A 15,491-nucleotide genomic window follows, 5' to 3' on the forward strand; every position below is an offset into this window, starting at 1 on the left:
GAAAAAAATAGTGAAGAGAGGGGCTTGGACGATCCAAGCTCTTTTTTTATAATAAGCAAATAATAGAAGGAAAAATTTGTTTGAGGAGGGATGATCTTGGACATTCAGTGGTACCCGGGCCATATGGCAAAGGCGAAACGACAGATGATCGAGAGAATGAAACAGATTGATGTCACTATTGAACTGGCAGACAGCCGAATACCTTCAGCCTCGCGGAACCCGCTTGTGGAGGAAATCGCATCGGGAAAACCGAGGCTGCTCATTTTAAACAAAGTTGATATGGCGGATCATGCAGCGACTGCAGCCTGGAAAGCCTACCATGAAGAACAGGGCCTTACCGTCCATCTGATAAACAGTCAAACCGGCGAGGGAACTGCATCATTGGCAGGAAGCGTGCATCGGCTGACAGAACAGCGAAGAAAGAAAATGGAAGAACGGGGATTTCGGCCTCATGCCGACCGCGCATTGATACTTGGCATACCCAATGTCGGGAAATCAACGCTGATAAACAGGCTGGCCGGTAAAAAAATTGCAAAAATAGGTGACCGTCCAGGTGTCACTACAGCCCAGCAGTGGATCAAGGTTGGAAAGACAATGGAACTGCTGGATACTCCAGGTATCCTGTGGCCAAAATTCGACAGCTCTGAAGTCGGTCTAATGCTTGCTGCGACCGGAGCGATAAAAGAAGAATTGCTTGATTTTCAGGAAATGGCTTTTTTCCTTGTTAAAATAATGCTTAAACGGTACCGTGATCAATTGGCGGAACGATATAGCTTATCAACTTTACCTGAACTTCTGCAAGATGATCAGGATCAGACTAAAATAGCCGGGCTTTTCGATGAAATCGGCAGAAATCGCGGCTGTCTGATGAGAGGCGGCTTGGTTGATTATGACCGGACAGCGGAGATCATTGTCCGCGATTACCGTCACCAGAAATTGGGAAATCTGACGCTGGAGCTGCCTCCAAGGCCTCAGGTTTAATGAGCTACCGTGAAAAAATAAATATTCGCGTCATTTGTCCGATATAGAATAGGAGAGGGGAAAATGCACGAACTGTCCATTGCGCAAATCAGAGAGAAACTGGAACAGGCCCATTCATTATCGGATGGGGAAAGAAATAATCTCGATCAGGATTCACGGATTGGTGTCCGGCACTTGCTTGAAAGCTGGGATAAAAAACAGGCCAGGTATCAGGGGATGATCCGAAAGTTCCGCGAGATGAATCGTTTTGAAGATGAATGGCACCTTAAAGGAGCCAGACAGCTGGCGGGTATTGATGAAGCAGGCCGCGGACCGCTTGCCGGACCGGTTGTAGCGGCAAGTGTCATTCTTGAGCCGGATTCTGTCATTCCGGGGATCAATGATTCGAAACAGCTGAGTGCAGTAAAACGCGATTATTATTTTGACCGGATTAATGAATCAGCCGTGGCCTTTGGAATCGGTGTTGTCTCAGCTGCAGAAATTGATGCGATTAATATTTACGAGGCAGCAAAGAAAGCGATGATGCTGGCTGTTGCACAAATGGCTGTAAAACCGGATCATTTGTTGATCGACGCGATGAAATTGCCGATTCAAATCACCCAGACTTCGCTGATCAAAGGTGATGCCCGGAGTAATTCGATTGCTGCTGCATCCATTCTGGCCAAGGTGACCCGTGACAGATTAATGAATAAGCTGGATCAGATATACCCCGGTTATGGATTTGCTGATAATAAAGGTTACGGTACGCGGACGCACTTGCTTGCGATCAGGAGGCTTGGCCCGTGCCCGGAACACCGCATGACTTTTGCCCCTCTTAAATCCTGAGCTGCCAATCAGAAGGTGATATCTTGAATTTCCAACCCTATGCAATCAATCAAAGCCAGTTGATTGGCACTTATGCTCCGGAACAGATACTTCGCGGAAGGGTGCTAGAAATTCTTCCTGACCGGACAGCACTTGTCCAGCTTGGTGCGAAGAAAGTAGTTGCCAAAGTAGCAGCCCTTCAGCCACCATTGAAAATTGATCAGGACTACCTGTTCCAAGTAGAGCAAAGCAGCAATCCGCTTATGGTCAAAGTAGTCGGCCAACGCTCTGAACAGGGGAAGTCCACGTTATCGATGGTTGATGATGCGCTGTCCGCCTTTCAGCTGAAGGATGAACCGGTTAACCGGCAGCTGGTTCAGGCATTTCTGGATCAGGGGGAACCCTTGACACGTTCGGCAGTGATTGCGGCCCGTACACTGATTAGCGGCGGTCAGACAGATCAGTCTTCCGGCATTCAGGCAGTGAAGTGGATGATTAATCGCAGACTGCCGATTACACCCGCTTTGTTTCATATAGCTGAGCATCTAATGAAAGCTGAACCGCTTGCCTCTCAGCTTAACACGCTGAATCGGCTCTTAGGGCAAAGTCATTCTTCTACTCCAGCGACTATGGCATTGAAAGAGGCAATCAGCGGTTTGAAAGATATAAAGGGTGAACCGCCCCTTGCTATGGCTGCAAGGCTTATAGGAAGCGAAAAATCGGTGGAACTGCTCAAGAGTTTTCTGCAGGAGCAAGCACCGGAAATCAAGCCGGATCCTGGAGAATTGATAAAGTTTGTCAATGGAACAATGGGTGAACCCGATGCCGCTACCTTGCTGAGTAAACTTCACATTGGGACCAAACCGGAAGTATTTCTAAGCCAATTTCAGACATTCCTTGTCTCGCAATCTACAGATCAGCCCTATGGGATGATTCTTTCAGGTAAAAGTGATCTCGGTCTGATACTGAACACATTGATGGATATAGGACTTAATGATGAACAGAATCTGAGAAATCAGCTTGCTTCCGGCGAGACGCTTAAGCCGACAGATTCCCTTAAGGAAAAGCTGCTGGCAGTTGTTGAGGATCCCAATGCTTCTGCAGCAATCAAGAAAATAGCGCAGGTGGCTGTTGGAAAGATTACGGGTGAACAGATTCAGATGGCTTCCTCTGATCCCGTAGTCGCCCAATTTTCACTCCAGATTCCGATCCCCTTCCAACAGGAGATCAAGAACGTATCGGTTTACTGGGAAGGAAAAAGAACAAAAAGGGGAAAGCTTGATCCAGATTCATGTACGATATTGCTTTATCTGGATTTGACAAATTTAAAGGAAACATTAGTCAGTATTCGTGTCCAGAATCGTTCGGTTGCTCTAACGATACAAAATGATTCTGCCCGTTTAGTACCCCTGTTGAAAAAAGGTGAACCGGTGCTCAGGGATCAGCTGGCGGCGCTGAATTATCGTCTGGCCTCGGTCTCCCAATCTGAAAGGCTTGATCCGCAGCTTGTGAAAAAAGCGCAGCAGCCGTTGAATGTTTCAAATTACAGCCTGGATGTGAGAATATGAGCAACCATCAATCGGAAAAACATAAAAAAGCTGTGGCGCTGAGCTATATCAAAGGTCAGGATCAGGCACCTTATGTTTCTGCAAAAGGTGAAGGAGCGATCGCTGAAAAGATCATTGAAAAAGCGAAAGCATTCAATATTCCGGTTCAGGAAGATCCAGGATTGGTCTCAATGCTTTCCAGACTTGATCTCAATGAAATGATTCCCCCCGAATTATATGGTGCAATAGCTGAAATTTTCACATTTATTTATCGAGTTGACGAGCAGTTGGGCCATAACAACTCAACTGACTGAGTGGTTCGCACAAAAATTTATTTGAAGTCAAAACCATTATCCTTTCTTCTCTCATGTCCTCATTTTTATTCCAATATTTAAATTCCATCGATCATTACTTTTTTCCAAACTCATATACTGAAAGGCATAGTTATTTCAATCAATTTTTCTGGAAAAATGTGAATTAAATGCGTCTTATTTGTGACAAATCAGTGGACAAATGAACCTGCAGTTCACTATACTTGATTTAAGAAAGGGCTTACATTCGTGCCATCTTAATCTTCCGGAAGAGGGGATAAAAATGAATATTCATGAGTATCAGGGGAAACAGATTTTAAGAAAATATGGAGTAGCTGTTCCCCTTGGTTATGTGGCTTTTACGCCTGAGCAAGCAGCTGAAGCGGCAAAATCGATTCAGTCGGACACTTGGGTTGTTAAAGCACAGATCCATGCCGGAGGACGGGGAAAAGCCGGTGGTGTCAAAGTCGCCCGGACCCCGGATCAGGTCGCTGCATATGCAAAAGAGCTGCTTGGCAAAGTACTGGTCACGCACCAGACAGGACCGGAAGGACAAGAAATCAAACGTCTGTTGATCGAGGAAGGAAGTGACATCGAGAAAGAGTATTATCTCGGTCTCATCCTTGATAGAAACTCATCCAGGATAACTGTTATAGCGTCGTCAGAAGGCGGAGTGGACATTGAAGAAGTCGCTTCAAAATCTCCGGAAAAAATAGTCAGAGAGCAAGTTGATCCATTAATCGGCCTGGCATCCTTTCAGGCGCGGAGAATTGCCTATGATATCGGCATTCCTGATGAGCAGATCAATCAGGCAGTGAAGTTTATGCTGAGTTTATATCGGGTATTTGTTGAAAAGGATTGCTCTATTGCAGAAATTAATCCACTGGTGCTGACAAGGACAGGGAAAATACTCGCTTTGGATGCAAAACTGAATTTTGACGATAATGGCCTTTACCGTCATAAGGAAATCTTGGATCTGAGAGACATCGATGAAGAAGATAAAAAAGAGATTGAAGCGTCGGAGTACGGGCTGAATTATATTGCGCTTGATGGCAATATTGGATGCATGGTTAATGGGGCAGGGCTGGCTATGGCCACAATGGATATCGTTAAAAGTTTTCATGGCAATCCGGCTAATTTTCTCGATGTCGGAGGCGGTGCAAGCAAAGAAAAAGTTGAAGCAGCTTTTCGCTTGATTCTTTCCGATTCGAATGTTCGCGGGATTCTCGTCAATATTTTCGGAGGAATCATGAAATGTGATGTGATTGCTGAAGGAATTGTGGCAGCTACGGAAAGCGTTGGACTGAATGTGCCGCTGGTTGTACGGCTGGAGGGGACGAATGTTGCGCGCGGGAAGGAAATTCTGCGCCGCTCCGGTTTAGATATAAAGTCGGCAGCGACAATGGCTGACGCAGCGGAAAAAATTGTCCTGCTTGTAAATCAGGCGGCCGGAGGTGTTGCGAAATGAGTATTCTGGTTAATAAAGATACGAAAGTCATTGTGCAGGGAATAACAGGTTCCCAGGGATTTTTTCACACACAGCAAATGCAGGACTATGGAACAAAAATAGTTGGCGGCGTAACGCCTGGAAAAGGGGGAACGACAGTCAGCGGCGTTCCCGTGTTTCATACTGTACGTGAAGCGGTTGAGAAAACAGGTGCGGACTGTTCAGTCATCTATGTCCCGCCTGCGTTCGCTGCGGACGCGATTATGGAAGCCGCGGACGCAGGCCTGCGCCTTGTGATCGCGATTACTGAAGGCATTCCGGTTCTTGACATGATCAAAGTCAAACGATATCTTCAGGGAAGAAAGACCAGACTAATCGGTCCTAACTGCCCCGGTGTGCTTTCCGCAGACGAATCAAAGATCGGCATTATGCCTGGATATATTCATCGAAAAGGACATATTGGCGTTGTTTCACGATCCGGTACCCTGACCTACGAAGCTGTTCACCAGCTGTCACAGTTGAATATTGGTCAAACCACAGCTGTTGGAATCGGGGGTGACCCGGTAAACGGCACAAGTTTTATCGACGTGCTCGAACAATTTAATGAAGATCCCGAAACGTATGCCGTGGTCATGATTGGTGAAATCGGTGGGAACGGCGAAGAAGACGCGGCAAACTGGGCGGAAAGCCACATGAATAAACCAATCGTCGGTTTTATTGGCGGCCGGACGGCACCGCCCGGAAAGAGGATGGGGCATGCCGGTGCAATTATTTCCGGCGGCAAAGGCACTGCGGATGAAAAGATCCGTGTACTTCGTGCGCACGGCATCGCTGTTGCAGAGACGCCTGCTCAAATCGGCCTGACAATGGTTCAGACGCTGAGAAAACATGGTATTTACAACGATTGCCTGATACCCGTTCGGTGAATGGTGCAGGGAAGCACGCATTTCAGTGCTTTCCTGTTGTTTTTTGACGATCGAATGATTAAAAAATCCTCTTGCCATTTCCAAAAAGTTACATTCTTCAACAAAATTCTCCAGAAAAATTATTTTTTGTCTACATTTAATTGTTAATCAAATGTTAATCCTAAGAAGGTATATTTCATATGGACAAAATGACAATGAAATTGCTCCATTTAACCCATTGCCGGGGGCTTGGCAGGAAAACCATCAGGGAATTTATTCGCATTGATCCGCAGCTTCAGTCGGTGGAGGGATACACCGTTAAGGATCTCACAAATCATTTTCGCTTGACTAAACCGCACGCTGAATCTTTCCTGAGTGATTTCCATTCTTTTAATCCCCGGAACGCCGCCGAATACTACGAGAAGAGAAAAATTGTACCAATTGCGATTCATGAAACATCATATCCACCGTTGCTTAAGAAAATATATGATCCGCCCTACCTTCTTTACGCTAGAGGTAACATCAAGTGGCTGCAGGATGCGAAAGCACTCAGTGTCGTTGGAACAAGGCATCCCAGTGCAGAAGCTGAAAAAGTGATGAAACATTTGCTGCTCCCTCTGATTGAATCAGGCTGGGTTATTGTCAGTGGCATGGCTCTTGGCGTCGATGGCATGGCTCATAGGCTGGCCATTCAGGGAAGAACTATTGCCGTGCTTGGATCCGGCCTGTTTTATCCTTATCCCCGCAGCCACCTCGGCCTTTTCAGGGATCTGTGTAACCACCAACTTGTCCTCAGTGAATATTCACCCTGCTCCAGGCCGGAACGCTGGCGTTTCCCCGAACGTAACCGAATCATCAGCGGCCTTGCCCGCGGTACTCTAGTGGTCGAGGCAAGAGAAAAAAGCGGCTCATTAATTACGGCCGATCAGGCACTGGAGCAGGGACGCGAAGTTTTTGCGGTTCCAGGTTCTATACTTCAGGCCAGCAGTGCAGGGACGAACGGTTTGATCCAACAGGGGGCAAAATTAGTCATGAAGGCCGAAGATATTATGGAAGAACTATCAGGCGTTTATTGAAAACTTTGCTCTGTCATGGGTGGTCCAAAAAGAAAAAACGCCTTCGTAAATTTGGTGTGAAATTAAAATTATTTGTTAATGCCAATGATCAATGGTTTGACAAAGTTTTAATCAATCATTAATATTAGTGAAGATTTGAATATCCTCAGAAAGGGGGAGCAACATTATGAATGATTTCCTTGTCATCGTGGAATCTCCCGCTAAAGCAAAAACAATTAAGCGTTATCTCGGGCCGAAGTATCAGGTCAAGGCTTCAATGGGACACGTGCGAGATCTGCCGAAAAGCCAGATGGGCATAGATATCGATGATCATTACAAACCAAGATATATAACGATTCGAGGAAAGGGACAGGTGCTGAAAGACTTAAAAAACGCTGCAAAAAAGGCGAAGAAAGTCTATCTTGCTGCCGACCCGGATCGCGAAGGCGAAGCGATTGCCTGGCATCTGGCGCACAGCTTGGAGATCGATGACCATTCTGATTGCCGCGTCGTTTTTAACGAAATTACTAAACCGGCCATTAGGGATGCATTTAAGAAACCGAGAAAAATCAATATGGATTTGGTCGATGCACAGCAGGCAAGACGCGTCCTCGACCGGCTGGTCGGATATAATATCAGTCCCCTGCTCTGGAAAAAAGTAAAAAAGGGTCTGAGTGCCGGCCGTGTTCAGTCGGTTGCTCTGCGGCTGATCATTGAGCGGGAAAATGAAGTTAAAGCTTTTAAGCCAGAAGAGTATTGGTCGATCAGTGGGCTGTTCCATGTTGGTGAAGAAGTTTTTTCAGCAGACTTTTATGGACTGGACGGAAAAAAACACGCTTTAAAAAATCGGGATGACGTAGAACAAGTTCTTTCAAGATTGCATGATGACCGTTTTCTGGTACAGAATGTCCAGAAAAAGGAACGCCTGAGATTTCCTGTTGCTCCGTTTATTACTTCGTCATTACAGCAGGAAGCAGCGCGAAAGCTCAATTTTCGTGCCAGAAAAACGATGATGATTGCCCAGCAGCTCTATGAAGGCATTGAAATTGGAAAACAGGGTAATACAGGGTTGATCACATACATGCGAACGGATTCCACACGCATTTCCGATGTAGCTAAGTCCGAAGCAAAACAATATATACTTGATCAATATGGGGACAGCTACCTTGGGAAAAAGCCGCTTAAACAGAAAAAAGGGGAAAATGTTCAAGATGCGCATGAAGGTATACGTCCGACTTCGATCCTGAGAGAACCTAAGGAAATGAAACAGTTTTTGAGCAGGGATCAGCTCAGACTTTATAAGCTGATCTGGGAGCGGTTTGTTGCAAGCCAGATGGCTCCGGCTGTTCTGGATACTGTGCGCGCGGATCTGGTTCAGGATGGTGTAATTTTCAGAGCAACGGGATCAAAGGTCAAATTTCAAGGCTTCATGAAGGTCTACATTGAAGGCAGCGATGATGCAAAGAGTGCCGATTCAGAAGCTGGAAAGGACAACCTCCTTCCCGAACTTTCTGACGGCATGATGGCGATCAAAGAAAATACAGTACCTAAGCAGCACTTTACACAGCCGCCTCCGCGCTATACGGAAGCTTCACTTGTGCGAAAAATGGAAGAAATCGGGATTGGGAGGCCGTCAACCTACGCCCCGACAATTGATACGATCCAGCGCAGAAACTATGTTACCATGGACGCCAAACGCTTTGTCCCAACGGAACTTGGCGAAATTGTCCTGAAATTGATTGTAGAGTTCTTTCCTGAAATCATCAACATTGACTTTACGGCACAAATGGAAACAAGCCTGGACGAAGTTGAAGAAGGGAAAAAGGACTGGATTGGGATTATCGACAGTTTTTATAAGGGATTTTCCGAACGGCTATCTAAGGCAGAAAAAGAAATGGAATCAGTCACCATCAAGGATGAACCATCCGGAATTATTTGTGAAAAATGTGGCCACGAAATGGTTTATAAAATCGGCCGCTTCGGCAAATTCCTGGCCTGCTCTAATTTCCCCGCCTGCCGGAACACGAAACCCATTTTGAAAAAAACCGGTGTAACGTGTCCTAAATGCGGGAAGGGTGAGGTTGTTGAGCGCCGCAGCAAAAAAAGCCGCGTTTTCTATGGATGTGACCGCTATCCGGAATGTGATTTTGTCTCTTGGGATAAGCCGATTCAGAGAACATGTCCGAAATGCGGGTCCTATTTGGTCGAGAAGAAAAATAAAAACGGAACGACCGTGCAGTGTTCGAAATGCGACTATAAGGAAGAAATGAAGTAATATAAGACGATAGAACGAAGCAGGACGTGGCCGTGCATGCGCATGCATGCACGGTTTCTCACTCTGAGGAGTTAACACGGTCTTGAATCAGGAATCGGGGGATAATGGCGTGACAGAACAGATTGTTTCAGTGATCGGAGCAGGACTGGCAGGCAGCGAAGCCGCCTGGCAGATTGCCAGGCGCGGCGTGAAGGTCAATCTTTATGAAATGAGGCCTGGTAAATATACTCCGGCGCATCACACGGATCAATTTGCAGAGCTTGTCTGCACAAACTCATTACGGTCAAATACTTTGACAAATGCGGTTGGTATCTTAAAAGAAGAAATGCGTCGGCTGGATTCAGTGATTATGAACGCAGCGGATTCTGCAAGTGTGCCAGCCGGAGGGGCGCTTGCTGTTGACCGTCATGATTTTTCAGCGAGAGTGACAGAATGTATTACGAGCCTTCCAAACGTAACCGTATTTCACGAAGAAGTGACTCACATTCCTGACGGCCCGACAATTATTGCAACAGGCCCGCTGACATCGGAGAAGCTTTCAGCAGAGCTGACAGCATATACAGGCGAAAAGGATTTATATTTTTACGATGCTGCGGCGCCGATTATTGACGGCGAAACAATTAACCGGGAACGGGTATATCTTAAGTCACGATATGACAAAGGCGATGCGGCCTATCTGAACTGTCCGATGGATGAAAATGAATTCAATCGTTTTTATCATGCATTGGTTACTGCAGAGACAGCTCCGATGAAAGCGTTTGAAAAAGAAAATTATTTCAATGGATGCATGCCGGTCGAAATTATGGCGAGGCAGGGTGCAAAGACTCTGCTTTTCGGCCCCCTTAAACCAGTAGGTCTTGAAGATCCGAATACAGGAAAGAGACCTTATGCTGTTGTGCAACTCCGTCAGGATAACGCAGCGGGGACACTTTTTAATATTGTCGGGTTTCAGACACATTTGAAATGGGGCGCGCAGAAAGAAGTTTTTAGATTAATACCCGGTCTTGAGCATGCAGATATTGTCCGCTACGGTGTCATGCATCGCAATACGTTTCTGAATTCACCCAGACTCCTTGATCCAACTTATCAGACTAGAGCGAGGAAGACTCTGTTTTTTGCCGGACAAATGACGGGTGTTGAAGGATACGTCGAATCTGCGGCGTCCGGTCTGATTGCCGGAATTAATGCCGCCCGTCTTGCTGAAGGACAGGAGTCGCTGATTTTTCCTGAAGAGACCATAATAGGAAGCATGGCGCATTACATTTCCCATGCGGCTTCGCATAATTTTCAGCCAATGAATGCCAATTTCGGTTTGCTTCCGCCAATTGAGGCGCATGTGCGAGATAAAAAAGAACGTGCTGCAAAATATGCAGACCGTGCCCTGAATACAATTCAGAATGTTGCTATAAAACTGTAAATTGATTGCCAATTATTGCGACATGTGCTACCATGTATTAGCAAGAAGCCGCTCGTTCAGATCTAACTTTCAAAATTACTGAATGATTTGCTGATTCTTAATTATTGTAAATAGGTGAGAACAGTGACTAATAAATCAGTCCGATCCTGATGCTGACACAAGATTGACTGCCGGTGCGGGAACGGGTATTTGCTTGCTTTCACACTGGTGGGAAGGAGGCTTTTTATGGGTGCTTTTCATGCGACAACGATCTTTGCTATCCGTCATAATGGCCATAGCGCGATGGCAGGAGATGGTCAGGTAACGCTTGGTCAGTCGGTGATCATGAAAAAATCAGCCCGAAAAGTTCGCAGGCTTTTTCATGGAAAAGTTATTTCCGGGTTTGCCGGTTCGGTTGCCGATGCTTTTACACTATTTGAGAAGTTTGAAGCGCGGCTGGAAGAATTCAACGGTAATCTTCAGCGATCAGCTGTCGAATTAGCTAAAGAGTGGCGTGGAGACAAAATGCTGCGGCAGCTCGAGGCGATGTTAATTGTTATGGATAAAGACAGCGTTCTGTTGATTTCCGGGACCGGTGAGGTGATTGAGCCTGATGACGGGATGCTGGCAATCGGCTCAGGGGGAAATTATGCTCTCTCGGCAGGCAGAGCTCTCAAGAGATGGGGGGCAACGGATCTGTCTGCTCGGGACATCGCGGAGAAATCACTGACTATTGCGAGTGAAATATGTGTCTACACGAATGACCGGATTATTGTCGAAGAATTGTAATGGCCGGTCACTATCGCAGATCAGGAGGGAATGTCCATGGAAATGTCACTAACGCCAAAACAGATTGTTGAGCAGCTGGATCGGTATATTATTGGTCAAAAGGAAGCCAAAAGGTCAGTGGCCGTTGCTCTCCGTAATAGATACCGGCGCTCATTGCTGGATGAGGGCTTACGTGAAGAAATTATTCCGAAAAACATTCTGATGATCGGACCGACAGGCGTGGGGAAGACGGAAATTGCAAGGCGTCTGGCAAAGATTGTTCATGCCCCCTTTGTTAAGCTTGAAGCAACAAAGTTTACTGAAGTTGGCTATGTCGGCCGAGATGTTGAATCCATGGTTCGGGACCTTGTTGAAACTTCCGTTCGCCTGGTTAAAGAAGAAGGTATGAAACAGGTTGAAGACCGAGCAGAAAAGTTAGCAAATCAACGGATTGTTGAACTGCTTGTGCCCTCAAAAAACACGAATGAGAAGCCGAAGAATCCGCTTGAGATGCTTTTCGGTGGTCAGTCGGCGACGCAGCAAAGCGATAAAAATGAGGGTGAAACAGATGCTTCGGTTCGTGAAAAAAGGCTGCAGGCTGAAAAATTGCTGGCTTTGGGTGAACTTGAAGACCAGCTTGTCACAGTCGAAGTTGCTGAACAGGGCAATGACCAGCTTACCGGCCTTTTTCAGGACGCCGGAATGGAACAGCTCGGTGCAAATCTGCAGAATCTGATCGGCAATATGGCACCAAGAAGAAAGAAAAAGCGTAAGCTGAAGATTCGGGAGGCACGCAAATATCTGACCAGAGAAGAAGCTCAAAACCTGATTGATATGGACCAGGTTATACAGGACGCAATTAATCGTGCAGAACAGTCGGGCATTATTTTTATCGATGAAATCGATAAGATAACCGGCTCAGGGCAAAATAGCGGTGAAGTTTCCAGAGAAGGTGTCCAAAGGGATATCCTTCCAATCGTCGAGGGATCTACGGTAATGACCAAATATGGTCCAGTAAAAACCGACTATGTTCTGTTTATTGCGGCCGGAGCTTTTCACCTTTCAAAACCGTCCGATCTTATTCCGGAACTTCAGGGCCGCTTTCCGATCAGGGTTGAGTTAAAAAGTCTTTCTATTGATGATTTTGTCAGTATCCTCGTTAAACCGGATAACGCGCTGATCAGCCAATACAAGGCGCTGCTGGCTACGGAAGGTATAAAAGTAAAATTTTCAGATGAAGCGATCCGAAAGCTAGCATCCATTGCATTTGAGGTCAATCAGGAGACAGATAATATAGGTGCCAGAAGATTACATACAATAATGGAAAAACTTCTGGAAGATCTGTCTTTTGAGGCACCGGACATCACGCTTGAGCAAATTCTTATTACACCGGAATATGTCGATGAAAGATTGGCGTCCATTGTAAAAAATCGTGACCTCAGCCGATTTATATTATAAGATCTGTTCGGAAAGGTGACGAAGAGATTTGGTAACTTTTTGAGCCCTCTTTAAAGCAAACTTTTTTCAAATAAGGGGAACGTTGTCTGATCGTCCATGGCACTATTGGCACATCTTGGCAGTCTTCTCCGAATCGAAAAACAGATTTAACTTTTGAATATTAGGGATGACCAGGAGGAAACATTCATGACACTATTGGAAAAGACAAGAAAAATTAATCATCTGCTTCAGGGCACAAAAACACAGGTCGATTTTAACGAAATGGCAAAGACACTTCGCGATGTCATTCAGACAAATACGTTCGTTGTCAGCAGGCGGGGCAAAATATTGGGCCTTTCACTGAAGCTTGAATTTGAAAATGAACGCATTCAAAATATGTTTGAAAGCAGGCAGTTCCCTGAAACGTACACGCAGCATCTTTTTAGTGTGGCCGAAACTTCTCCAAATCTTGACGTAAACAGTGAATTCAGTGTTTTTCCAGATGAAAATAAAGACTTATTTATCAACGGATTGACGACAGTTGTCCCGATTGTGGGCGGCGGCGAAAGGCTGGGTACACTGATTCTGTCAAGATTGAACGAAACGTTCACAGATGAAGACCTGATCCTTGCAGAATATGGCGCAACAGTTGTTGGTATGGAAATCCTGCGTGAGAAAACAGGCGAAGTAGAAGAAGAAGCCCGGGAAAAAGCCATCGTTCAGATGGCTATTGGCTCGCTTTCTTACAGTGAACTTGAAGCGATTGAGCATATTTTTGAAGAGCTTGAAGGTAAAGAAGGGCTTCTTGTGGCAAGCAAAATTGCTGATCGTGTTGGAATTACCCGTTCGGTCATTGTCAACGCCCTCAGAAAATTGGAAAGTGCCGGTGTTATTGAATCCAGATCGCTTGGTATGAAGGGTACTTATATCAAAGTGTTGAATGATAAATTTCTTTATGAATTGAATCGGATTAAAGGTGAGTAATAAGCAGCTAAGGTAAAAATTTCAAAAACGCAAGATTAGTTATGGGACTTTTGGCATGATTTTTGATTTGTTAACCAAAAGTCCTTTTTTATATGTGATAATTTCCATATTATTCCTTAAAACGGGATCATGCCTTGATAGGCAACTTGAAAATCTGCGAATATAAAAAAATAAATAGGCATATAGAATTAATTATTTGCGCATTTCTGAGCAAAAAAATTATGATTATCAATTCCAGCAAAAGTCAACAAATAAGTTATTACATATTATGACAAAAATAATGACTTAAGGACTATAAAAACTCACTGATGTATGGAAAAAGATGTCGAATTTAGAAGCTTAACGTAGACAGAAGAGAAAAAATTGATAAAATGTACATATAAGTACAAGAATTGGAAAAGGAAGTGTGACAGATGTTCTCAACAACCCCTCTTGGTGCAATTGAACAGGCCTTAAATGGTTCCATGGCGGAACAGAATGCCATTGCTCAGAACATCGCAAACATTGACACACCGGGTTACAAGGCCCAAAAAGTGGTTTTTGACGATGCCTTGCAAGGGGAGCTGCAAGCCAATCAGACAGGTTCCGGTCAATTGCCTTTTTCAAATTCGGCGAATCAGGGCTTCCACACAGTAACGGATACATATGGGACGATTCAAAATAACGGCAATAATGTCGATATCGACCATGAAATGTCTGAATTATCCCAGAATCAGCTGTTGTATCAGTCTTTGACGCAAGCCGCGAGTGATCAGTTCAAGAGATTTAACATTGTGCTGGGAGGTGCCGGTTAATGGGAATGTTCAGCGGATTAGATATTTCCGCTTCAGGTTTGACCGCGCAGAGATTCCGAATGGACGTGGTTTCAGCTAATATTGCCAATGCTGATACAACACGTGAGCGTATGGTGAATGGCCAATGGCAGCCCTATGCAAGAGAAGTTGTCAATTTAAAAACAATCAGTCCTTCATTTAATTCTGTTTTCAACGATGCCCTTGGGTCTTCGTCCGGCGGCGTGGAAGTCGCATCAGTGACTGAGGACCCTACGCCTTTTCCAATGAAATATGATCCAACTAACCCCGATGCAAATGCAAATGGCTATGTCAGGGAATCAAATGTTGATCCATTAAAAGAAATGGTTGATATGATGGATGCGAACCGCTCTTACGAAGCAGGGGTGACGGTTATGAATGCGGATAAAAATATGCTGTCACAGGCACTTAACATCGGAAAGTAGAGGAATGAATTATGAGCATTAATCCTATTAATCTCAGCGGATCCACCAACTTGCTTTCGTCGGCACCACACAGTGTGGCGGGAGCACAGGCTTCTTTTTCGGATGCACTGAAAAATGCCCTTGGTACAGTTAATAATTCTGTACAAACGGCTGATAACATGGTGACAGGACTGGCGAACGGAAACAGTAATGAAGATTTACATAGTGTAATGATAGCTATGCAAAAGGCAGACACTCTGTTACAGACCGCCGTTCAAGTCCGGGATCGCGTGATCAGTGCGTATCAAGATATTATGAACATGCAAGTTTGATCTCGGTCGCTTGGTAAGTTGAACGGAGGGCAT

At 45.3% G+C, this 15,491-nt stretch carries 15 protein-coding genes; all 15 read left to right on the top strand.

The window, feature by feature from the left end:
- Positions 1–96 precede the first annotated feature (96 nt).
- The 15 genes from ylqF to fliE all read left to right on the top strand — a co-directional run bounded on the left by ylqF (position 97) and on the right by fliE (position 15,458).
- On the top strand, positions 97–981 hold the full coding sequence (gene ylqF, locus COP04_RS09005; RefSeq protein ID WP_100487664.1) for a ribosome biogenesis GTPase YlqF: 885 nt from the start codon (positions 97–99) through the stop codon (positions 979–981).
- Positions 982–1,044: 63 nt separating this feature from the next.
- Complete coding sequence (locus COP04_RS09010) at positions 1,045–1,806, top strand: ribonuclease HII (protein ID WP_100487665.1); 762 nt, start codon at positions 1,045–1,047, stop codon at positions 1,804–1,806.
- 23 nt (positions 1,807–1,829) lie between these two features.
- On the top strand, positions 1,830–3,353 hold the full coding sequence (locus COP04_RS09015) for a hypothetical protein (RefSeq protein ID WP_100487666.1): 1,524 nt from the start codon (positions 1,830–1,832) through the stop codon (positions 3,351–3,353).
- Positions 3,350–3,646 carry an EscU/YscU/HrcU family type III secretion system export apparatus switch protein gene (locus tag COP04_RS09020; RefSeq protein WP_100487667.1) on the top strand — a complete coding sequence of 99 codons (297 nt, stop codon included), beginning with the start codon at positions 3,350–3,352 and terminating at the stop codon, positions 3,644–3,646. Before COP04_RS09015 ends, COP04_RS09020 begins: the two co-directional genes overlap by 4 nt.
- Positions 3,647–3,926: 280 nt before the next feature.
- Positions 3,927–5,111: an ADP-forming succinate--CoA ligase subunit beta gene (sucC, locus tag COP04_RS09025; protein WP_100487668.1), complete on the top strand. Its 1,185-nt coding sequence runs from the start codon at positions 3,927–3,929 to the stop codon at positions 5,109–5,111.
- Positions 5,108–6,016 (top strand): succinate--CoA ligase subunit alpha, encoded by a 909-nt coding sequence (gene sucD, locus COP04_RS09030; protein WP_100487669.1) that lies wholly within the window; start codon positions 5,108–5,110, stop codon positions 6,014–6,016. Before sucC ends, sucD begins: the two co-directional genes overlap by 4 nt.
- 179 nt (positions 6,017–6,195) lie before the next feature.
- On the top strand, positions 6,196–7,071 hold the full coding sequence (gene dprA, locus COP04_RS09035; RefSeq protein WP_100487670.1) for a DNA-processing protein DprA: 876 nt from the start codon (positions 6,196–6,198) through the stop codon (positions 7,069–7,071).
- A 166-nt stretch (positions 7,072–7,237) separates the two neighbouring features.
- Positions 7,238–9,325 (top strand): type I DNA topoisomerase, encoded by a 2,088-nt coding sequence (gene topA / locus COP04_RS09040; RefSeq protein WP_100487671.1) that lies wholly within the window; start codon positions 7,238–7,240, stop codon positions 9,323–9,325.
- An 82-nt stretch (positions 9,326–9,407) separates the two neighbouring features.
- Positions 9,408–10,742: an FADH(2)-oxidizing methylenetetrahydrofolate--tRNA-(uracil(54)-C(5))-methyltransferase TrmFO gene (gene trmFO, locus COP04_RS09045; RefSeq protein WP_420852745.1), complete on the top strand. Its 1,335-nt coding sequence runs from the start codon at positions 9,408–9,410 to the stop codon at positions 10,740–10,742.
- A 225-nt stretch (positions 10,743–10,967) separates the two neighbouring features.
- A complete protein-coding gene (gene hslV, locus COP04_RS09050) occupies positions 10,968–11,510 on the top strand; it encodes an ATP-dependent protease subunit HslV (RefSeq protein WP_100487672.1) in 543 nt (180 codons plus the stop codon).
- 36 nt (positions 11,511–11,546) lie between these two features.
- On the top strand, positions 11,547–12,947 hold the full coding sequence (gene hslU / locus COP04_RS09055) for an ATP-dependent protease ATPase subunit HslU (protein ID WP_100487673.1): 1,401 nt from the start codon (positions 11,547–11,549) through the stop codon (positions 12,945–12,947).
- Positions 12,948–13,133: 186 nt separating this feature from the next.
- Positions 13,134–13,910 (top strand): GTP-sensing pleiotropic transcriptional regulator CodY, encoded by a 777-nt coding sequence (codY, locus tag COP04_RS09060; RefSeq protein ID WP_100487674.1) that lies wholly within the window; start codon positions 13,134–13,136, stop codon positions 13,908–13,910.
- Between the two features lie 413 nt (positions 13,911–14,323).
- A complete protein-coding gene (flgB, locus tag COP04_RS09065) occupies positions 14,324–14,704 on the top strand; it encodes a flagellar basal body rod protein FlgB (protein WP_100487675.1) in 381 nt (126 codons plus the stop codon).
- Positions 14,704–15,147 carry a flagellar basal body rod protein FlgC gene (gene flgC / locus COP04_RS09070; protein WP_100487676.1) on the top strand — a complete coding sequence of 148 codons (444 nt, stop codon included), beginning with the start codon at positions 14,704–14,706 and terminating at the stop codon, positions 15,145–15,147. Before flgB ends, flgC begins: the two co-directional genes overlap by 1 nt.
- A gap of 11 nt (positions 15,148–15,158) precedes the next feature.
- On the top strand, positions 15,159–15,458 hold the full coding sequence (gene fliE, locus COP04_RS09075) for a flagellar hook-basal body complex protein FliE (RefSeq protein WP_239984814.1): 300 nt from the start codon (positions 15,159–15,161) through the stop codon (positions 15,456–15,458).
- Positions 15,459–15,491: the final 33 nt, after the last annotated feature.

Origin of the sequence: Sporolactobacillus pectinivorans, assembly GCF_002802965.1 — a bacterium.
Lineage (GTDB): Bacteria > Bacillota > Bacilli > Bacillales > Sporolactobacillaceae > Sporolactobacillus > Sporolactobacillus pectinivorans.